We start from the raw sequence: 18388 nt of genomic DNA, 5'->3' as shown, positions 1-18388 counted from the left end.
ATGAGCGAACGGAATTTCAGCCGGCGATTCCGTCGCGCAGTGCCTTCTCGACGTCGTTCTTGCCGGGAATGCTCTCCGCGGCTCCGGGGCGCATGACGCCGAGAGCCGCCGCCGTGGCAGCCACTTCCAGACAGCGGGGTACGTCATCGCCGGCCTGTCGTCGCGCCAGGAAATAGCCGATGAACGTGTCGCCTGCGGCAGTGGTGTCGACGGCCTCGACCGCCAACGCCGGCCGGTGGTGACGTGTCGAGCCCTGCTGGTACCAGGCACCGCCGTGGCCCAGCGTCAACACGGTGGCGGTATCCGGCAGGCGCTCGCCCAGGGCATCCAGCAGTCGTTCGGCCGGCTCGGTTTCCGCCACGTCCGCCAGCCAGGCGGCTTCTCCGCGGTTGACGAACAGCAGGTCGCAGGCAGACAAGGCGAGGCGATGCACGGCATCGCTCATCGGTGCTGGGTTGAAGGCGAGATGCACGTCGCTCTCTCGAGCGCGGGAGAAGAGCTCGGGCAGAGCGCTGCATTCGTTCTGGGTGAGAATCCAGTCCCCTGGCTTGCAGGCATCGAGCAGTGCGTCGATATCGCTCGGCGAGAAACCTTGGTTGGCTCCCGGGAAGAGGAGGATGGCGTTCTCGCCGTGGTCGTCGACCTGGATGATGGCGTGACCGCTGGGCACATCGACCAGCTCCGTAAAGCTGACGTTGACACCGGCCCGGGCAAGAATGTCGCGAGCCCAGGCGTCCTGGCGGCCGATGCGTCCCCAGTGCGATACCTCTCCGCCGGCCAGGGCCACGGCCAGCGACTGGTTGGCTCCCTTGCCGCCCAGGCCGACGTGGTAATCACTGCTTGCCAGTGTCTCGCCCGGACGCACGAGGTGGGGGACGCGATAGACATGATCGAGGTTGATCGAACCGAAATTGTGCAGCATGGCCCGTTCCCTGGTTGATTGGAGTGCTGTTCCGAGTATCGAGTCGTGAAGCGCTGGCTGCAACCTCGAGACAATTTATACCGTTATCTTTTTTGGCGCATGAATACCTCTTCACCGAACCACGACATCAGCAGAGAATCAGCGGCGCTGGTAATCGTGCAGGTTGTCAGCCGTCAAAGCCACGACGTTCTGGCGTGCCTCCGGAGTGATCCAGGCGCTGTGGGGGGTGACGATCAGGTTGAGCGGCTCGGTCAGCGCATCGATCAGAGGGTGGCCGTCACGCGGCGGTTCCACCGGCAAAACGTCGACACCTAGGCCACCCAGGCGCCCACCGCGCAACGCGTCCAGAGCGGCTTCCTCATCGATGATGCCGCCGCGTGCACAGTTGATCAGCAGGGCATCCGGTTTGAGGGTGGCGAGGCGGGCGGCATCGAACAGATGGCGCGTGGCATCGTTGAGCGGGCAGTGCAGGCTGATCACGTCCGCCTCGGGGGCCAGCTCGGCAATCCCAGGTCGGCTGTCGGCAGATTCGTTGCCCGGCCGTGCGGCATAGGTGACACGCATGCCAAAGGCCTCGGCCAGTTGGCCGACGCGCTTGCCCAGTTCCCCTTGTCCGACGATGGCCAACTGCTTGCCCTCAAGCTGCAGGGTGCGATGATCCATGCGGCAGAAGAAAGGCGACTCGCCCCAGCGGCCGGCGGCCACGTCGCGCTGATAGAGCGGCAGTCGGTTGGCGAGGGCCAGCATTAGCATCAAGGTATGCTGGGCAACGCTCGCCGTTCCATAAGCCGTGACGTTTTTCACCGTGATGTTCAGCCGTTCCGCTGCCGCCATGTCGATGTTGTTGGTGCCCGTGGCGAGCACGCAAATGAGCTCGAGTTCGGGAAGCGCCTCGAGGGTTGGTGCATCCAGCACCACCTTGTTGACGATGGCGACCTGAGCGTTCGCCAGCCGCTCACGACTTTCTGCCGTCGTGCTCAGGTCATGGACGTCGAGACTGTCCAGCTGGCGGCGGATGGGGGAAAGGTCGACATCGGGGCCGAGGCTGGCGGCATCGAGAATCACGGCTTTCATGGCGGTTTCCTTGTTTTCGAGGCGTGGTCGTCGGGGCTGGGACAGGCCCCGACTGTCAGGCTATACTATCGGGCTTTGATGGCAGACTTGGAAAGTATTCGGTCCGGCCTTATATCTTCGCCAGTGGTTGCGCTGTCTAATCAGAGTGAGAAAAACCATGCCCATCTACGAATATGAGTGCAAGGCTTGCGGTCACCGTCTGGAGAAGCTCCAGAAGGTCAGTGCCGCTCCGTTGACCGACTGTCCCGCTTGCCAGGCTCCCGAGCTGGGCCGCCTCATCTCGGCGGCCGGATTCCGTCTGGCAGGCGGCGGCTGGTACGAAACCGACTTCAAGTCCGGCGGCAAGAAGAATCTGGCCGGTGACGCGGGGGGCGATGCCGCCGCGGGTGGCAAGCCGCCGGCCAAGGACGGTGCCGCGGCCTGAGGCCGCGCCGCCGACCAACGACACCCAATCGATAACGCGAGAACACAGGATACGACATGCGCAGCCATTATTGCGGCCAGCTCAACGAAACCCTGGTGGACCAGACGGTCACCCTGTGCGGCTGGGTTCACCGCCGCCGTGACCACGGGGGCGTGATCTTCCTCGACATGCGCGATCGTGACGGCATCGCTCAGGTCGTGGTGGACCCCGATACCGCCGAGGCTTTCGCGAATGCCGACCGTGCCCGCAGCGAGTACGTACTGCGCATCCAGGGCCGGGTTCGACTGCGTCCGGAAGGTACCCAGAACCCCAACATGCCCACCGGCCTGGTAGAGGTGCTGGCCAAGGACGTCGAGGTGCTCAACACCGCCGCGACGCCGCCATTCCAGCTCGACGAGCATGGCAAAGTGGGCGAGGAAGTGCGACTCAAGCATCGCTACATCGACCTGCGCCGCCCGGAGATGATCGACAAGCTGCGCCTGCGCTCGCGTATCTCCCACAGCGTGCGGGCCTTTCTGGAAGGCGAGGGGTTCCTCGACATCGAGACGCCGATCCTCACGCGTGCCACGCCGGAAGGCGCCCGTGACTATCTGGTGCCGAGCCGGACCCATGCGGGCAGCTTCTTCGCTCTGCCGCAGTCGCCTCAGTTGTTCAAGCAGCTGCTGATGGTGGCCGGTTTCGACCGCTACTATCAGATCGCCAAGTGCTTTCGTGACGAGGACCTGCGTGCTGATCGCCAGCCTGAGTTCACCCAGATCGACATCGAGGCCTCCTTCGTCGAGGAAGACGACATCATGCGCATCAGCGAGCGTATGACGCGTCGGTTGTTCCAAGAGGTACTGTCCGTCGAACTGCCCGAGTTCCCGCGCATGACCTGGCACGAGGCGATGAAACGCTACGGCTCCGACAAGCCGGACCTGCGCATCCCTCTGGAGCTCAGCGATGTCGACGACCTGATGCAGCAGGTGGATTTCAAGGTCTTTTCCGGCCCGGCCAACGCCGAAGACGGTCGCGTCGCCGCGCTCAAGGTGCCGGGCGGTGCCAAGCTCTCGCGCAAGGAGATCGACGACTACACCAAGTTCGTTGGCATCTACGGGGCCAAGGGGCTGGCGTGGATCAAGGTCAACGAGCGGGCCAAGGGGCTCGAAGGGCTGCAGTCGCCCATCGTCAAGTTCATGGAGAACGTGGTCGAATCGTTGCTCGACCGGGTCGACGCCCAAGATGGCGACATCATCTTCTTCGGTGCCGACAAGGCACGCATCGTCAACGAGGCGATCGGTGCGTTGCGCGTCAAGTTGGGCGAGGATCTCGATCTTTACACCCATGAGTGGGCGCCGCTGTGGGTCGTCGATTTCCCGATGTTCGAGGAGGAGAGCGACGGCAGCCTGAGTCCGTTGCACCATCCTTTCACTTCCCCTTCATGCAGCCCGGATGCGCTCAAGGCCGACCCGGCGTCGGCACTGTCACGCGCCTACGACATGGTGCTCAACGGCACGGAGCTGGGTGGCGGATCGATTCGTATCCATGACCAAACCATGCAGAACACGGTGTTCGAGATTCTCGGCATCGGGGAAGACGAGGCTCGTGAGAAGTTCGGCTTCCTGCTGGATGCGCTGCAGTATGGCGCTCCTCCCCACGGTGGCCTGGCTTTCGGCCTCGACCGACTGGTGATGCTGATGGCCGGCGCACGGACCATCCGTGAGGTCATCGCCTTCCCCAAGACGCAAAGTGCCGCCTGTCTGATGACCGACGCGCCGGGCGTGGTGAGCGGCGAGCAGCTGCGTGAGCTCAACATTCGCCTGCGCCAGAAAGTCAAGCCCGAAACCGCCGGCGAGTAGTGCGTCGTCGACGCTTTCGTCCCGACACCGGCGCCTGGAGGCGCCGGTGTCGTCTGGAACCCACCCGACCCGGAGGATGCGATGGCAGGCCACAGCAAGTGGGCCAACATCAAGCACCGCAAGGCGGCCCAGGACGCCAAGCGCGGCAAGATATTTTCCAAGCTGATCCGCGAACTCAACGTGGCAGCTCGCCTGGGCGGGCCGGAGCCCGACGACAACCCGCGGCTGCGGGCGGCCATCGACAAGGCGCTGGCCAACAACATGACCAAGGACACCATCCAGCGCGCCGTGGATCGTGGCGCCGGTAACGCCGATGGCGATGCCATGGAGGATTGCGTCTACGAAGGGTACGGCCCCGAGGGCGTGGCCATGCTGGTGGAATGCATGACCGACAACCGCAACCGTACCGTTTCCGACGTACGCCACGCCTTCAACAAGTGCGGCGGCAATCTCGGCACCAGTGGCTCGGTCGCCTTCCTTTTCCGCAAGCAGGGCCGCTTGCTGCTGCCCGAAGGCGTGGCGGAAGAGGAGGCCATGGAAGCGACCCTGGAAGCGGAACCCGAGGAGATCGAGGCGCGGGATGATGGGCGTCTGGAAGTGGTGACGAGCCCTGAGGCCTTCGGTCGGGTGAAAGATGCGCTGGTGGCGGCCGGTATCGAGCCGGAGCACAGCGACGTGGGGCTCTATCCGGAGACCTACACGCCCATCGAGGATGTCGAGCTGGCTCGTAAGGTGGTCCGGCTTATCGATAGGCTCGAGGATCTGGATGACGTGCAGAACGTCTACACCAACGCGGACTTCAGCGATGAGGCGCTCGATGCGCTCGAGTGAGCCGTGGCCATGCTGATCCTGGGTATCGATCCCGGGTCTCGCATCACTGGCTATGGTGTGCTGGATGTGGCGACGGCCATGCCCCGTTACGTGGCCAGTGGGTGCATTCGCATACAAGCCGACGACCTGGCCCAGAAGCTGGCCCAGGTGTACGCGGGTATCAGCGAGCTCATCGCCGTGCACTGCCCCGCGGAGTTCGCCATCGAGCAGGTTTTCATGGCCAGGAATGCCGACTCGGCGCTCAAACTGGGCCAGGCCCGTGGCACGGCCATCGTCTGTGCCGCCAATCACGGCCTGCCGGTCAGCGAATACGGTCCACGCCAGATCAAGCAAGCCGTTGCTGGCACCGGCAGCGCCGACAAATCCCAGGTACAGCATATGGTCACGGCCATACTCGGGCTCGACGGTACGCCTCAGGCAGATGCGGCGGATGCGCTGGCCATCGCCTTGACCCACGCACATGCGCGCAGAGGACTGGTCAATGCTGGCAGCTTCGGTGGTCATCGCCGTCGGCGGCGTGGCGACTCATGGCGTGACTATAAGCCTTGAAATCGTTACCGGCCAAGCACGGAAGTGGTTCGTGAACGCTGTTTGGTAAGGGCTGGCCAGCCGCTTGGGGGGCCAGTATAGTGGCGCCATGGCATCGGTACGGCGGCAGTGATTCGTATTGCCGCGACCCGCCTGAGCAGAGACAGGAACTCGGCCCATGATAGGACGTCTGCGCGGCACCCTTCTCGACAAGCAGCCCCCGTGGCTGGTGGTGGACGTTGGCGGTGTCGGCTATGAACTCGAAGCTTCGATGACCACCCTGGTGGCCTTGCCCGGCGTGGGCGAGGGAGTCTCGCTCTACACCCATCTGGTGGTACGCGACGATGCGCATCTGTTGTATGGCTTCGCCCGGGAGCAGGAACGCGCCCTGTTCCGGGCGCTCATTCGCGTCAATGGCATTGGCCCCAAGCTGGCCCTGGCGATCCTTTCCGGCATGGACGAAGAAGCCTTCATGCATTGCGTGATGGATGACGACGCCAAGGCTCTCACTCGCCTGCCGGGCGTCGGCAAGAAAACGGCCGAGCGATTGATCATCGAAATGCGCGACCGCTTTCCTCACTGGGAACGTCAGGAGGGTGTGGTCTTGCCCACGCAGCCTGCCAGTGCGTCCATGGACTTGCCTGGATCGGATCCGCAGGCCGATGCCGAAGCCGCGCTGGTGAGCCTGGGCTACAAGCCAGCCGAGGCTGCCAAGATGCTGGTCGGCCTGGAGGACGATCTCTCCACCGAGGCGATGATCAAGGCGGCGCTGACGCGCCGGTTGGCAGGTTGAGCGTAGTGATGGCGAGGCATGGTGGGAGCCTGGGTGCCAGCGATCCTGCGTGGAAGCGAGGAGTGGCATGATCGACAATGACCGACTGATTGCCGCCGACGAACGCGAGGGCGAACGCCGCATCGATTATGCCATCCGTCCTCAACGGCTGGCCGAGTACATCGGCCAGCCTCGAGTGCGCGAGCAGCTGGATATCTTCATCAGCGCCGCGCGTGGCCGCGACGAGAGTCTCGATCACACCCTGGTGTTCGGTCCCCCTGGGCTCGGCAAGACGACCCTGGCCAATATCATCGCCACTGAGATGGGCGTGGGGCTCAAGTCGACCTCCGGGCCGGTACTGGAGCGTGCCGGTGACCTAGCGGCCATGCTCACCAACCTGCAGCCGGGCGACGTACTGTTCATCGACGAGATTCACCGCCTCTCACCGGTAGTCGAGGAGATTCTCTATCCGGCGATGGAGGACTTCCAGCTCGACATCGTCATTGGTGAGGGGCCGGCGGCGCGCTCCATCAAACTGGACCTGCCGCGCTTCACCCTGGTGGGCGCCACGACACGAGCCGGGCTGCTCACCTCGCCACTGCGCGACCGATTCGGGATCGTGCAGCGTTTGGAGTTTTACGCTACCGACGAGTTGACCGAGATCGTCAGCCGTTCGGCGCGTCTGCTAGGCGTCGAAACCGACGTGGCCGGCGCCACCGAGGTGGCTCGCCGCTCGCGTGGCACGCCACGCATCGCCAACCGGCTGCTGCGCCGGGTACGCGATTTCGCCGAGGTGCGCGGCAGCGGGCGGGTGGATGCGGCCATTGCCGATCAGGCGCTCAACATGCTGCACGTTGACCATCATGGTCTCGACCACATGGACCGGCGCCTGTTGCTGGCAATGATCGAGAAGTTCGACGGCGGTCCCGTGGGCGTCGACTCGCTGTCGGCGGCCATTGGTGAGGAGCGCGATACCATCGAGGACGTCATCGAGCCCTACCTGATCCAGCAGGGGCTGATGATGCGAACACCGCGAGGTCGGATGGTGACCCGGCAGGCATGGCAACATTTCGGTTTGGTGCCGCATGAAACGGCCCAGGATGCCGCCGGGGAGGTGCGGCCGTGAGCGAGTTTCGTTTTCCGCTCCGGGTCTACATCGAGGACACCGATGCCGGCGGTATCGTGTATTACGTCAACTATCTCAAGTATATGGAGCGGGCGCGTAGCGAATGGCTACGCCAGCACGGCATCAGCCAGAGCGAGCTCCTTGCGGAAGGCGTCCAACTGGTGGTGCACCGTCTGGAATGCCGCTATGCCAAGCCCGCTCGGCTGGACGATGAGCTAGTCGTCGACGCCGCCGTCCAGTCTCACGGACGTTGCCGGCTGAGCTTTGCACAGACGGTGGCGCGATGCGGGGAACCCTTGTGCGAGGCCAAGGTCGACATCGCTTGCCTGGATGCCATCCGTCTCAAGCCCACGCCATGGCCGCCGGCGCTTGCCGCGGCTCTCCACGGAACACAGCACGACTGACGAGGATGCCCGTGAACGACTCCATGTCCATTCCCCACCTGATCATGAGCGCCAGCACCGTGGTGCAACTGGTGATGCTGATCCTGGTGATCGGCTCGATTCTTTCCTGGGTGGTGATTTTCCAGCGCACCTTCATCATGCGTCGCGCACGCAAGGCCCACCAGGAATTCGAAGAGCGCTTCTGGTCCGGCGTCGACCTCAACGAGCTTTACCGCGAAACGCCCGCCGAACAGGAAACCCAAGGCGCTGAGCACGTCTTCCGAGCCGGATTTCGCGAATTCAATCGTCTGCTGACCAAGACTCGCAGCCCCGAAGCGATCCTCGATGGCGTGCAGCGCAGCATGCGGGTGGCCTGGTCACGGGAAGAAGACCGCCTGACCCTGCATCTGGTGTTTCTTGCCACCGTCGCTTCGGCGAGCCCCTACATTGGGCTGTTCGGTACCGTCTGGGGGATCATGGGCTCCTTTCAGTCGCTTTCCATGGCGCAGCAGGCAACGCTTGCCACCGTGGCACCGTGGATCGCCGAAGCCTTGATCGCCACTGCGATGGGGCTGTTTGCCGCCATTCCCGCGGTGATCTTCTATAACCGGCTCTCCAACGAGTCCGGGCGGCTGCTCGGCAAGTACGAGGACTTCGCCGAAGAGTTCCATTCCATCCTGCACCGCAACCTGCAGGGCCGCAGCGAAGTCGGCAGCGCCTGAGGGAGTCACCCCATGCATGGACCGTTCAACCGCGGTGGCCGCCGCAAACCCATGGCCGAGATCAACGTCGTGCCTTTCATCGACGTCATGCTGGTGCTGTTGGTGATCTTCATGATTACCGCTCCCATGCTGACTCAAGGCGTCCAAGTCGAACTGCCGCAGGCCAGCTCGGAGCCCATCGACGATTCTCAGGACAGCGATCCCATCATCGTGTCAGTCGACCGGGAGGGCGATTACTACCTCACGCTGGGCGATGACGACAGTCAATTGACGCTCGATGAACTGACCGATCGTGTCATCACACTGCTGGGGCGGCGGCCGGGTACGCCGGTGCTGGTGCGCGGCGATCGCAACGTCGCCTATGGTCAGGTCGTGACGCTGATGAGTCGCCTTCAGATCGCTGGCGTGGCCAACGTCGGCCTGATATCCGAGCCGCCGTCGGGTGATTGAGGAGCACAAGGACACCATGGCCCGACACGATCAGCGCGTTGGATACGGTCTGCCGTTGATACTGGCCCTGGGGCTGCATGCCCTGGTGGTGGTCATCAGTGTCGTCAGCCTGCCTGGCAGCGACGACGAACCGCCGTCCAGCGCTATCGTGCAGGCTACCCTGGTCAGCACCGAAACGGCGACTGACCAGGCTCAGCGCGCCGAAGAGGCGCGGACCCGAGCCGCGCAGCGCCAAGAGCCGGAGAGCGAGGCAGAGGCGGCCGACGCGGAGGATGCCGCTGCGCCCGAGCAGGAAGAGCCCCAGGAATCCGAGCAGACGCCGGAGATCGATTCGCAAGCCGCTGAGGAAGCCGAAGCCCTCGACGAGGCTCGCCGCGCTGCGGAAGCCGAAGCCCAACGGCGTGCTGAAGAGGCTGAGCGTCAGGCGCAGCAGCGCCAGGAGCAGGAAGCTGAAGCCGAACGGCGCCGACGCGAGCAGGAAGCCGAACGCCAGCGCCAGCAGGAGGAAGAGCAGCGTCGCCGCGAGGAGGAAGCCGAACGCCAGCGCCAGCAGGAGGAAGAGCAGCGTCGCCGCGAGCAGGAAGCCGAGCGTCAGCGTCAGCAGGAGGAAGAACAGCGTCGTCGCGAGCAGGAAGCCGAACGCCAGCGCCAGCAGGAGGAAGAACAGCGTCGTCGCGAGGAGGAAGCCGAGCGCCTGCGTCAGCAAGAGGAAGAGCAGCGTCGTCGCGAGGAGGAAGCCGAGCGCCAGCGTCAGCAAGAGGAAGAACAGCGCCGTCGCGAAGAGCAAGAGGCTGCGCGTCAACGTCAAGCTGCCGAAGCTGCCAATCAGGGGTTGGATCGTGCCATCGAGGGTGAAAGCGATGCGGTGGCCAATGCGGAACAAGCCCAAGAGGCGGCCAACAGCTTCATCAATCTGGTGCGCCGTGCGGTAGAGCAGGCCTGGGTGATTCCGCCGGGGTCGAGCGATGATCTGGCCGCTACGGTCCAGGTGCGCCTGGGGCCATCCGGTGAACTGTTCGCGGCTACCATTACCCAAGGGAGTGGCAACAGCTCTTTCGACCGCTCGGCGATTCAGGCCGTCGAAGCTGCCCAGCCGTTCAACGAGCTGCGCCAGCTACCGGGCAGTGCGCAACGCCGTTTCCGAGACTTCAACCTGCGATTCACACCGGGGGATATCCGCTGATGAAAGCCCTGACGACTGCCTGGCTAGGTATCGTGATGCTGTGCGTCACGACACTGGCCCAGGCCCAATTGACCATCGAAATCACCCGCGGCAGTGACCGTGCGACGCCCATTGCGGTAGTGCCATTCGCCACGAATGGCGAACAGCTGCCCGAGGACGTGGCACGGGTGATCAGTGACGACCTGGAGCGCAGCGGCCATTTCGCGCCGCTGGCTCGCGATGACATGTTCGACCGTCCGTCGCGCAGCGACGACGTGAGCTATGGAGAATGGCGCGCGCTGGACGTGCGCTACTTGGTCGTCGGTGAAGTCAGCCGTGACGGTGATGGCTACCGAATTCGTTACGAGCTGATGGATGTCAGCGGTAGCCAGCGCATGCTTGGCGAAACCGTCACGGCCGGCAATGGTGAGCTGCGTAGCGGAGCCCACTTCATCAGCGATCAGGTCTTCGAGGAGATCACCGGCATTCGCGGTGCCTTCTCGACGCGAATTGCCTACGTGACGGCACAAGGCGTGGCGGATGATCAACAGTTCGGCCTCTATGTCGCCGATGCCGATGGCCATAATAGCCAGCGCGTGCTGGAGTCCGGGCAGCCGATTCTGTCGCCGGCTTGGTCGCCAGACGGTCAGAAGCTGGCCTATGTCTCCTTCGAAAGCGAGCGTCCGGCCATCTATGTCCAGGATCTGGCTTCCGGGCAGCGTATCCGCATGACATCTTTCGAAGGTCTCAATAGCGCCCCGGCCTGGTCGCCTGACGGGCGGCGTCTGGCCATGTCGCTCTCCAAGGATGGACGTCCCGAGATCTACGTGATGAGCGTTGGCGACCGCAGCGTCGAGCGCCTCACCAACAGCTCCAGCATCGATACCGAGCCGGACTGGGCGCCCGATGGAGAAAGCCTGCTATTCACCTCGGACCGTAGCGGGGGCCCCCAAATCTATCGCTACGATCTGGCGAGCGGCGAGCAGGATCGCCTCACTTTCACCGGCAATTACAATGCTCGTGGCCGTTTTGCCCCGGATGGCGATGCGATCTTTCTGATTCATCGCAGCAGCAATGGCTACCAGGTGGCGAGACAGGACCTCGATTCGGGTCGCCTGGTAACCCTCAGCGAAACGCGCTGGGATGAATCGCCCAGTGTTGCCCCCAACGGGACCATGGTAATCTTCGCCACCCGGCAGGGTGATAATGGCGTGTTGAGCGCCGTGTCAGCCGACGGTCGCGCGTCCTATCGCCTGCCATCGGCCCAGGGTGACGTACGGGAGCCTGCCTGGTCTCCGTTTCTGAACTGATATGCCATCAAGGAGTTTGACGATGCCTTTCCAATCGCATGCCAGGTTGCTGGCCGTGACCTTTTCGCTGGCCCTGATCGCCGGCTGTTCCAGCACCGGCGGTACCCAGGACGGCATGACGGACGGCAGCCGCAGCGGAACCGATAGCGGAGTCGCGGGCACCGGACAGGTCAGCAGCAGTGGCGTTGGTACCACCGGTGATCGCGCCGGCCAGCAAGCCGATGGTCGGATCCCCGAGGTGCGTACCATCTACTTCGATTTCGATAGTGATACCATCAAGTCCCAGTACGAGCCAGTGTTGACGGCGCATGCGCGCTACCTGCGCAGCAACGGTAATGCCAGGGTGGTACTCCAGGGCCATACCGATGAGCGCGGTACCCGCGAGTACAACTTGGCACTGGGCGAGCGACGTGCCGGGTCGGTCAGTCGATTCCTGGAAGTGCAAGGCGTTTCGCCGTCGCAAATCGAAGTGGTCAGCTACGGCGAGGAGCGTCCCGCTGTACAGGGCCATGATGAAGAAGCGTATGCCGAGAATCGCCGCGTCGTCTTCGACTACTGATCGGCTCGGCGCCATGCGTCGATGGAGTCATGCATGAAACACAGTCTGAAACGGCTGTGCGGCGCGGGAGCCCTGGTGCTCCCGTTGTCCGTATGGCTGCCGGCGGTGGCCCAGCAGGGCCCCGTCGTGGAAGATTTGCGCGGCGGGTCGGGCTCTTTCATGGACCAGACGGCGGTGCGCGAGGAATCCGGCGGCAACCTGGTGATCTTCAACCAGGTTCAGCAGCACGAGGAGGAGATCCGCCAGCTGCGCGGCCAGGTGGAGGAGTTGCGCCACCAGTTGGAGCAGCTTCGCAATCAGACGCGACAACAGTACATGGATCTGGACGAGCGGCTGATGGCCGAGGATGCCGGCATGGAATCGCCCGAGGTGGATGAACAGGCCGCTCGCCAGGTTGCCGAGACCCCCTCACCGAGCGGTACCAGCGATGAGGCCCAGGCCGCCTATCAAGCCGCTTTCGCCCACGTCCAGTCGCGCGAGTTCGAGCAGGCGATCAGCGCCTTCGAGAGGTTCGTGGAAGAGCATCCCGACACCCGTCTGACGGCCAACGGCTACTACTGGCTGGGTGAGCTGCATTCGGCAGAAGCGAATCTCGAAGCGGCGGATGTCGCCTTCCGGCGAGTGATCGATGACTTCCCGGATAGCAGCAAATTGCCCGATGCGCTCTACAAGTTGGGTCTGGTCAAGGCACGCCAGGGCGAACCCGAGGAGAGTCGGGCTCTCCTGGAGCGAGTCCGCGACGATCACCCCGACAGCAGCGCCGCCGGGCTTGCTGACGATTTCCTCCGCCAGTCGCTATGATGCGCGTGCTGACAAAGGAACAGCCATGAACTGCAAGATCGACTACCAGGCGCCCGCCGGCCTGCTGAAAGAGCGGATCGTGCTGGTAACGGGAGCCGGTGACGGCATCGGCCGGGCAGCGGCGCTGGCCTTCGCCCGCCATGGGGCCACGGTGATCCTGTTGGGGCGCACCCTTGCCAAGCTGGAGACGGTCTATGACCAGATCGAAGCGGAGGGGTTGCCCCAGCCGGCCATTTTTCCGCTGAACTTCGAAGGGGCAACGCTCAAAGACTATCACGACATGGCCGAGACGCTGGACAAGGAGTTCGGGCGTCTCGATGGGTTGCTGCACAATGCCGGTTTGCTGGGCAACATCACGCCTTTCGTGCAGTACGACCCGGCGCTGTGGGAGCAGGTGATGCAGGTCAACATCAATGGGCCGACCTGGATGACCCAGGCATTGATGCCGTTGCTCGAGGCCTCGAAAGACGCTTCGGTGGTGTTCACCTCTTCAGGGGTGGGGCGCAAGGGGCGAGCCTACTGGGGCGCCTATAGCGTATCCAAGTATGCCACCGAAGGCTTCATGGAGGTGCTGGCCGACGAGGTCGAGCATCTGGGCAACATCCGCGTCAACAGCCTCAACCCCGGGGCCACCCGTACCCGAATGCGCGCCAATGCCTATCCGGGAGAGGATCCCGAAGCACTGCTGACGCCAGAGGCGATCATGCCCACCTATCTATGGCTGCTGGGTCCCGACAGCCGCGGGCACAACGGCGAGCGCTTCGACGCCCAGCCTCCCAGGTGACGCATGGCTGCGCACGACCGTACAGGTCATGCAGGGGCCAATAGGGCGGCGGTCAGCGCCTCGCCGGTGGCGAACCACCGATCGGCAGGCCAGTCGCGGTAGTCCTCGTCCAGCGCGATGTAGCCGTAGCCCACTGCTACGCCGACCATGCCGGCGTAGCGGGCCGCTTCCATGTCGCGGCGATGGTCACCAATGTACCAGCACCGCTCTGCGCTCACACCGAGTCGTTCGGCGGCATGCCATAGCGGGGCCGGATCGGGTTTGCGAACCGGCAGATCGTCGGCGCAAACCAGCACTCCGGGCTGGAGGGCCAGGGCAGCCACCAGCGGGGCGGCGTAGGCGCGCGGCTTGTTGGTGACGATGCCCCAGGGACGAGTCGCCGCCTGCCAGCTCGTCAGCAACGAAGTCAGTGCAGGAAACACCCGACTCTCGGCGGCAACCGACTCGCCGTAGGCAGCGAGCAAGAAGTCACGGGCGTCGTCGTGACCTTCGGCCGTCTTTTCCAGCCCTAGCGCCAGGGTGACCAGCGCGCTGCCACCGTTGGAAACCTGGGCGCGGATGACCTCATAGGGAAGCGGCGACAATCCATGATGGGCGCGCAGGGCGTTGGTGGCCCGAGCCAGGTCTGGCGCCGTATCCACCAGGGTGCCATCCAGGTCGAAGAGCAGGGCATCGGGGCGAGCGTTCACGGCTGCTCCCGGCGGCAGTGCATGAGATAGTTGACCGAGACATCGCTGGCCGAGAGACGGTAACGGCGGGTCAGTGGGTTATAGACCAGCCCGCTCTGCTCGCGCACGTCGAGTTCCGCTTCACGACACCACTCGGCCAACTCCGAAGGGCGAATGAACTTGGCATAGTCATGGGTGCCGCGGGGCAGCATGCGCAGCAGGTATTCGGCCCCCACTATCGCCAGTGCATAGGCCTTGGGGTTGCGGTTGAGGGTGGAGAAGAACACGTGTCCGCCGGGCTTGACCAGGGTTGCACAGGCGCGAATCACCGAAGCCGGGTCGGGCACGTGTTCGAGCATCTCCAGGCAGGTGACCACGTCGAACTCGCCAGGCCGGGTCTCGGCCATGGTTTCGGCGCTGGCGAGGCGGTAGTCCACGTCGACTTCGCTGCGTCGCGCATGCAGGCGGGCCACCCCCAGTGGCGCTTCGCCCATGTCGATGCCGGTCACGCTGGCTCCGCGGTGAGCCATGGCTTCGGCAAGCAGGCCTCCGCCGCAGCCCACGTCGATCACTCGTCGGCCGGCCAGCCCGCAGCGCGCATCGATGAAGTCGAGGCGTAACGGATTGATGTCATGCAGTGGCTTGAACTCGCTGTCCGGATCCCACCAACGGCTGGCCAGGGATTCGAACTTGGCGACTTCCGCGGGGTCGACGTTGGGCTGTGGGACGCTTGTGCTCATCGGGGCTCTCCCTGTGTTTGGCGAGCCGCCATTAGCATCGGCAGGCTCCTTCGGTATCATGCGCGTATTGTACCCGTAGCCGATGCGGCATTCCCATGATTCGGGGTCTCGAACGCGCACAGGCGTTGCGGAGCCCGCTGACAAGGACGATTCCATGATACGCAAGGCCGTTCTGCCCGTTGCCGGGCTCGGCACTCGCTGCCTGCCGGCCTCCAAGGCGATTCCCAAGGAGATGATCACCATCGTCGACCGCCCCGTGATTCAGTACGTGGTGGAGGAGGCGGTGGCCGCCGGCATACGCGATATCGTGCTGGTCACCCATACCAGCAAGAGCGCCATCGAGAACCACTTCGACAAGCATTTCGAACTGGAAGCGACCCTCGAGGCCAAAGGCAAGTGGGATCTACTCGAAGAGCTGCGCCGCATCGTCCCGGATGACGTCAACGTCATCAGCGTGCGCCAACCGGAGCCATTGGGGCTGGGCCATGCCGTGCTCCGTGCACGGCCGGTGATCGGGGATGACGAACCCTTCGCCGTGCTGCTGCCCGACGTGCTGGTCGATAACGAGGGCCTGGAACGGAGCGATCTGGCCGGCATGCTCGATGCCTTCGAGGCGACCGGGCGTAGCCAACTGATGGTCGAGGAAGTGCCATGGGATCGCGTCGACCGGTATGGCATCGTCGCGCCCGAACGCGATGTGCCGGCAGCAGGGCAGTCGGCGCCACTGAGCGGCCTGGTCGAAAAACCCAGGCGTGAGGCCGCGCCTTCCAACCTCGCCGTGATCGGCCGCTACGCATTGCCCGGCGCGATCTTCGCGCTGCTCGCCGAGACGCCGCCCGGGGCAGGCAACGAGATTCAACTGACCGACGCCATCGAAACCTTGCGGGCCGCCGAAGGCGTGGATGCGTGGCGCATGAGCGGCCAGACCTTCGACTGCGGCCAACCCCTGGGCTACCTCGAGGCAACGCTGGCTTATGGCCGGCGCCATCCGCGTTTGGGTGCGGGCTTTCGCGAGCTACTCGCCCGCTACGCCCGGTCGGAGTGAGTGCGATGCGCGTCGAGATTCATGGCAGCGAACTGCCAGCAGTGACCGCAGCCGCGGCCCTGGCATGGGTGGGGCATCGCGTTCACTGGGTGCCCCATGCGAGCATGCCCTGGACGTCGCTGGCACAGGCCGGTTGGCTGGTACGCGAGCCGCAACTGCTGGCTCGTCTGGAAGAAGGCCGCCAGCAGGGCACGCTCACGGTGGCGGGGCATGACGACGTCGGCCCCGCTATCGTCGACGCCCTGTGGCTGGCCTTGTCGCCGGAGCAGCGTGGCGATGCCGATACGCGGGTCGTCGACGCGATTCATGAGCGCAAGCGGCCGCTGTTGCTGGTGAACAATTCGACGTTTCCGGTCGGTGAGACCGAGCGCCTGGGCAGCCTCGGCGAGCCGATCCACGCGGTCGCTCTAGTCGATACCCTCGAAGAAGGGCGTGCCTGGGAAAGCTTTACTCGTCCCGGACGCTGGCTACTGGGCCGTGACGATGACTGGTCGGAAGCCCAGGTTCGAGAACTGCTGCGTGCCTTCAATCGACGGCGCGATGTATTTCAGTGCATGCCGCGGCGTGCTGCTGAACTCACCAAGCTGGCCACCATCGGCATGCTGGCGACGCGCATCAGCTACATGAACGAGATCGCCGGTTTGGCCGATACTCTGGGCGTCGATGTCGAGTTCGTTCGACAGGGGATGGGGGCCGACTCGCGCATCGGCTACGAGTATCTCTATCCCGGCTGCGGCTTCGGCGGTCCCAATTTTTCGCGTGACCTGATGCGTCTGGCCGATGTCCAGGAAGCCAGCGGGCGGCACTCGGCACTGCTGGAGCAGGTTCTCGACATCAACGAGCAGAAGAAGGAAACCCTGTTTCGCAAGCTGTGGACGCATTTCCACGGTCGCCTGGAGGGGCGAACGGTGGCGGTCTGGGGAGCGGCTTTCAAGCCCGGGTCGGCGCGCATCGATCATGCCCCGGTGCTCACCTTGCTCGAAGCCCTGTGGGCCCAGGGCGTCAGCGTACGGCTCCATGACCCGGTCGCGACGCCGTCCCTGCGCGCGGCGGTCGGTGACCACCCGCAACTGGCCCTCTTCGACGGCGATCCCTATCTGGCTTGCCAGGGAGCCGATGCGCTGATGCTCGTCACCGAGTGGAAGCACTATTGGAACCCTGACTGGAAACGTCTTTCTGACTTGCTCGATGAGCGTTTGGTGCTCGATGGGCGCAATATCTACGATCCCCACCACGTGGCGGAATGGGGGTTGACCTACCGTGGTATCGGCCGGCGCGCCGATCCTCGCGAACAGCGTTCACGACGTTGATGCCCTGACGTGCGCAGAGGCGGTGCCTCTGCGTACAATGAGCGGGACCGTCGTCCCGGTGACAAGGAGTTAGCCATGCCCGAAGCGCGTCCTACCGAGCGACGCCCCATCGTGCCGGACCCTGAGGCCAGCGTCTCGCGTTCTGCCCGTTCCGTGTCGCCCGCTCCCCGGTTGTGGCCGATCTACCTGCTATTGTTCATGCTGGTCGCTGGCCTTGGCGCGCTGGCCTGGTTCGGCTGGCAGGAACGACTGCGGCTGGAGGCCGAATGGGGGCGTCTGTCGGGTGAAATGTCCAATGTGCATGCTCGTTTCGACGCCCAGGAAGGACGTGGCGACTGGCTCGAGCATCTCGAAACGCGCCTCGATACGCTGGAGGGGCGCAACGATGCCCTCGATGCACGTACCACGGGCTTGGAGATCGAGCTGGAGCAGCGTTCGGGCAGCGATGCCGAGCGCGTCGATGTCCTCGACGCACGCCTAGACGAGCTGGCCGAGCAACTCGCTACCGTCGATCAGGAGGCGGCCACGCGTGATGCGTTGCTGGCAGCTCTAGGGGCTTCCTTGGATGCGCTGGAGCGTACCGGCGACGAAGGTCGCCAGGCTCTTGCGGCGCGTCTGGATTCGCTGGAGTCGGCCGCCCCGCGGCGCGACGAGGCGCTCGAGAGCCTGGCCGAGCAGCAGGATGAGCATGCCGCGGCCCTGGAGAACTTGCAGGCACGGGATGAGGCCTCTCAGGAGCGTCTCACGGCATTGAGCGAGACGCTCGATCGTGTCGACGGCCGTATCGAGTCATTGGAGAATCAGCACAGCGATGATGTCGACGCATTGGCCGACGTACAGGATCGCCTCTCCTCTGCCGAGAGCGAATTGCGTGAACTGCGCCGTTCGCAGCTTGCACTGAGTGCTGAGCTGGAAAGCCTGCAGCCGTGACTGGAACGA

Annotated in this window: 21 protein-coding genes; 17 read left to right on the top strand and 4 right to left on the bottom strand. The window is 64.2% G+C overall.

What is annotated here, in order from left to right; genetic code table 11:
- Positions 1-16: 16 nt before the first annotated feature.
- Together GFD32_RS06790 and GFD32_RS06785 are read right to left on the bottom strand one after the other, a co-directional pair.
- Positions 17-922: a ribokinase gene (locus GFD32_RS06790; RefSeq protein ID WP_163575799.1), complete on the bottom strand. Its 906-nt coding sequence runs from the start codon at positions 920-922 to the stop codon at positions 17-19.
- A 138-nt stretch (positions 923-1060) separates the two neighbouring features.
- Positions 1061-1996 carry an NAD(P)-dependent oxidoreductase gene (locus GFD32_RS06785; protein ID WP_163575798.1) on the bottom strand — a complete coding sequence of 312 codons (936 nt, stop codon included), beginning with the start codon at positions 1994-1996 and terminating at the stop codon, positions 1061-1063.
- A gap of 157 nt (positions 1997-2153) precedes the next feature.
- Between GFD32_RS06785 and GFD32_RS06780 the strand changes: the two genes are divergently transcribed.
- From GFD32_RS06780 to GFD32_RS06715, 14 genes are all read left to right on the top strand, one after another.
- Positions 2154-2420, top strand: a complete 267-nt coding sequence (locus GFD32_RS06780; protein ID WP_163575797.1) for an FmdB family zinc ribbon protein — start codon at positions 2154-2156, stop codon at positions 2418-2420.
- Positions 2421-2476: 56 nt separating this feature from the next.
- Positions 2477-4258 (top strand): aspartate--tRNA ligase, encoded by a 1782-nt coding sequence (gene aspS, locus GFD32_RS06775; RefSeq protein WP_163575796.1) that lies wholly within the window; start codon positions 2477-2479, stop codon positions 4256-4258.
- Between the two features lie 81 nt (positions 4259-4339).
- A complete protein-coding gene (locus GFD32_RS06770) occupies positions 4340-5089 on the top strand; it encodes a YebC/PmpR family DNA-binding transcriptional regulator (protein WP_163575795.1) in 750 nt (249 codons plus the stop codon).
- 9 nt (positions 5090-5098) lie between these two features.
- Positions 5099-5638: a crossover junction endodeoxyribonuclease RuvC gene (ruvC, locus tag GFD32_RS06765; RefSeq protein WP_163576066.1), complete on the top strand. Its 540-nt coding sequence runs from the start codon at positions 5099-5101 to the stop codon at positions 5636-5638.
- A gap of 157 nt (positions 5639-5795) precedes the next feature.
- The gene (ruvA, locus tag GFD32_RS06760) at positions 5796-6410 is read left to right on the top strand and encodes a Holliday junction branch migration protein RuvA (protein ID WP_163575794.1); all 615 of its coding nucleotides are present in this window, start codon (positions 5796-5798) and stop codon (positions 6408-6410) included.
- 67 nt (positions 6411-6477) lie between these two features.
- Complete coding sequence (gene ruvB, locus GFD32_RS06755; RefSeq protein ID WP_163575793.1) at positions 6478-7515, top strand: Holliday junction branch migration DNA helicase RuvB; 1038 nt, start codon at positions 6478-6480, stop codon at positions 7513-7515.
- Positions 7512-7919: a tol-pal system-associated acyl-CoA thioesterase gene (gene ybgC / locus GFD32_RS06750; RefSeq protein WP_163575792.1), complete on the top strand. Its 408-nt coding sequence runs from the start codon at positions 7512-7514 to the stop codon at positions 7917-7919. Before ruvB ends, ybgC begins: the two co-directional genes overlap by 4 nt.
- Positions 7920-7930: 11 nt before the next feature.
- On the top strand, positions 7931-8620 hold the full coding sequence (gene tolQ, locus GFD32_RS06745; RefSeq protein ID WP_163575791.1) for a protein TolQ: 690 nt from the start codon (positions 7931-7933) through the stop codon (positions 8618-8620).
- Between the two features lie 12 nt (positions 8621-8632).
- Positions 8633-9070 (top strand): protein TolR, encoded by a 438-nt coding sequence (gene tolR / locus GFD32_RS06740; protein ID WP_163575790.1) that lies wholly within the window; start codon positions 8633-8635, stop codon positions 9068-9070.
- Between the two features lie 16 nt (positions 9071-9086).
- Complete coding sequence (gene tolA, locus GFD32_RS06735; RefSeq protein WP_163575789.1) at positions 9087-10253, top strand: cell envelope integrity protein TolA; 1167 nt, start codon at positions 9087-9089, stop codon at positions 10251-10253.
- Positions 10253-11542 carry a Tol-Pal system beta propeller repeat protein TolB gene (gene tolB / locus GFD32_RS06730; RefSeq protein ID WP_163575788.1) on the top strand — a complete coding sequence of 430 codons (1290 nt, stop codon included), beginning with the start codon at positions 10253-10255 and terminating at the stop codon, positions 11540-11542. Before tolA ends, tolB begins: the two co-directional genes overlap by 1 nt.
- A 22-nt stretch (positions 11543-11564) precedes the next feature.
- Positions 11565-12101: a peptidoglycan-associated lipoprotein Pal gene (pal, locus tag GFD32_RS06725; RefSeq protein ID WP_163575787.1), complete on the top strand. Its 537-nt coding sequence runs from the start codon at positions 11565-11567 to the stop codon at positions 12099-12101.
- Between the two features lie 33 nt (positions 12102-12134).
- Positions 12135-12902 (top strand): tol-pal system protein YbgF, encoded by a 768-nt coding sequence (gene ybgF / locus GFD32_RS06720; RefSeq protein ID WP_163575786.1) that lies wholly within the window; start codon positions 12135-12137, stop codon positions 12900-12902.
- Between the two features lie 25 nt (positions 12903-12927).
- Positions 12928-13686, top strand: coding sequence for a YciK family oxidoreductase (locus GFD32_RS06715; RefSeq protein WP_163575785.1), 759 nt, complete (start codon positions 12928-12930; stop codon positions 13684-13686).
- A 26-nt stretch (positions 13687-13712) separates the two neighbouring features.
- On the opposite strand, the gene GFD32_RS06710 is transcribed toward GFD32_RS06715, so the two are convergent.
- Both GFD32_RS06710 and ubiG read right to left on the bottom strand, forming a co-directional pair.
- On the bottom strand, positions 13713-14375 hold the full coding sequence (locus GFD32_RS06710) for an HAD-IA family hydrolase (protein WP_163575784.1): 663 nt from the start codon (positions 14373-14375) through the stop codon (positions 13713-13715).
- On the bottom strand, positions 14372-15094 hold the full coding sequence (gene ubiG / locus GFD32_RS06705) for a bifunctional 2-polyprenyl-6-hydroxyphenol methylase/3-demethylubiquinol 3-O-methyltransferase UbiG (protein WP_163575783.1): 723 nt from the start codon (positions 15092-15094) through the stop codon (positions 14372-14374). Before ubiG ends, GFD32_RS06710 begins: the two co-directional genes overlap by 4 nt.
- A 154-nt stretch (positions 15095-15248) precedes the next feature.
- Between ubiG and GFD32_RS06700 the strand changes: the two genes are divergently transcribed.
- From GFD32_RS06700 to GFD32_RS06690, 3 genes are all read left to right on the top strand, one after another.
- Positions 15249-16139, top strand: a complete 891-nt coding sequence (locus GFD32_RS06700) for a UTP--glucose-1-phosphate uridylyltransferase (RefSeq protein ID WP_163575782.1) — start codon at positions 15249-15251, stop codon at positions 16137-16139.
- 5 nt (positions 16140-16144) lie between these two features.
- Positions 16145-17449 carry a UDP-glucose/GDP-mannose dehydrogenase family protein gene (locus GFD32_RS06695; RefSeq protein ID WP_163575781.1) on the top strand — a complete coding sequence of 435 codons (1305 nt, stop codon included), beginning with the start codon at positions 16145-16147 and terminating at the stop codon, positions 17447-17449.
- Positions 17450-17524: 75 nt separating this feature from the next.
- A complete protein-coding gene (locus GFD32_RS06690) occupies positions 17525-18379 on the top strand; it encodes a hypothetical protein (RefSeq protein ID WP_163575780.1) in 855 nt (284 codons plus the stop codon).
- The last annotated feature ends 9 nt before the right edge of the window (positions 18380-18388 follow it).

The sequence above is a fragment of the Halomonas faecis genome, assembly GCF_010993975.1.
Lineage (GTDB): Bacteria > Pseudomonadota > Gammaproteobacteria > Pseudomonadales > Halomonadaceae > Halomonas > Halomonas faecis.
This window is presented reverse-complemented; position numbering and strand designations above follow the sequence as displayed.

Coding starts and splice junctions, on each gene's coding strand:
- pal (WP_163575787.1), top strand. CDS start 11,565: ATGCCTTTCCAATCGCATGCCAGGTTGCTGGCCGTGACCTTTTCGCTG.
- ruvB (WP_163575793.1), top strand. CDS start 6,478: ATGATCGACAATGACCGACTGATTGCCGCCGACGAACGCGAGGGCGAA.
- ruvC (WP_163576066.1), top strand. CDS start 5,099: ATGCTGATCCTGGGTATCGATCCCGGGTCTCGCATCACTGGCTATGGT.
- tolB (WP_163575788.1), top strand. CDS start 10,253: ATGAAAGCCCTGACGACTGCCTGGCTAGGTATCGTGATGCTGTGCGTC.
- ruvA (WP_163575794.1), top strand. CDS start 5,796: ATGATAGGACGTCTGCGCGGCACCCTTCTCGACAAGCAGCCCCCGTGG.
- GFD32_RS06770 (WP_163575795.1), top strand. CDS start 4,340: ATGGCAGGCCACAGCAAGTGGGCCAACATCAAGCACCGCAAGGCGGCC.
- aspS (WP_163575796.1), top strand. CDS start 2,477: ATGCGCAGCCATTATTGCGGCCAGCTCAACGAAACCCTGGTGGACCAG.
- GFD32_RS06785 (WP_163575798.1), bottom strand. CDS start 1,996: ATGAAAGCCGTGATTCTCGATGCCGCCAGCCTCGGCCCCGATGTCGAC.
- GFD32_RS06715 (WP_163575785.1), top strand. CDS start 12,928: ATGAACTGCAAGATCGACTACCAGGCGCCCGCCGGCCTGCTGAAAGAG.
- tolA (WP_163575789.1), top strand. CDS start 9,087: ATGGCCCGACACGATCAGCGCGTTGGATACGGTCTGCCGTTGATACTG.
- GFD32_RS06780 (WP_163575797.1), top strand. CDS start 2,154: ATGCCCATCTACGAATATGAGTGCAAGGCTTGCGGTCACCGTCTGGAG.
- tolR (WP_163575790.1), top strand. CDS start 8,633: ATGCATGGACCGTTCAACCGCGGTGGCCGCCGCAAACCCATGGCCGAG.
- GFD32_RS06690 (WP_163575780.1), top strand. CDS start 17,525: ATGCCCGAAGCGCGTCCTACCGAGCGACGCCCCATCGTGCCGGACCCT.
- GFD32_RS06700 (WP_163575782.1), top strand. CDS start 15,249: ATGATACGCAAGGCCGTTCTGCCCGTTGCCGGGCTCGGCACTCGCTGC.
- GFD32_RS06695 (WP_163575781.1), top strand. CDS start 16,145: ATGCGCGTCGAGATTCATGGCAGCGAACTGCCAGCAGTGACCGCAGCC.
- ybgF (WP_163575786.1), top strand. CDS start 12,135: ATGAAACACAGTCTGAAACGGCTGTGCGGCGCGGGAGCCCTGGTGCTC.
- GFD32_RS06790 (WP_163575799.1), bottom strand. CDS start 922: ATGCTGCACAATTTCGGTTCGATCAACCTCGATCATGTCTATCGCGTC.
- ubiG (WP_163575783.1), bottom strand. CDS start 15,094: ATGAGCACAAGCGTCCCACAGCCCAACGTCGACCCCGCGGAAGTCGCC.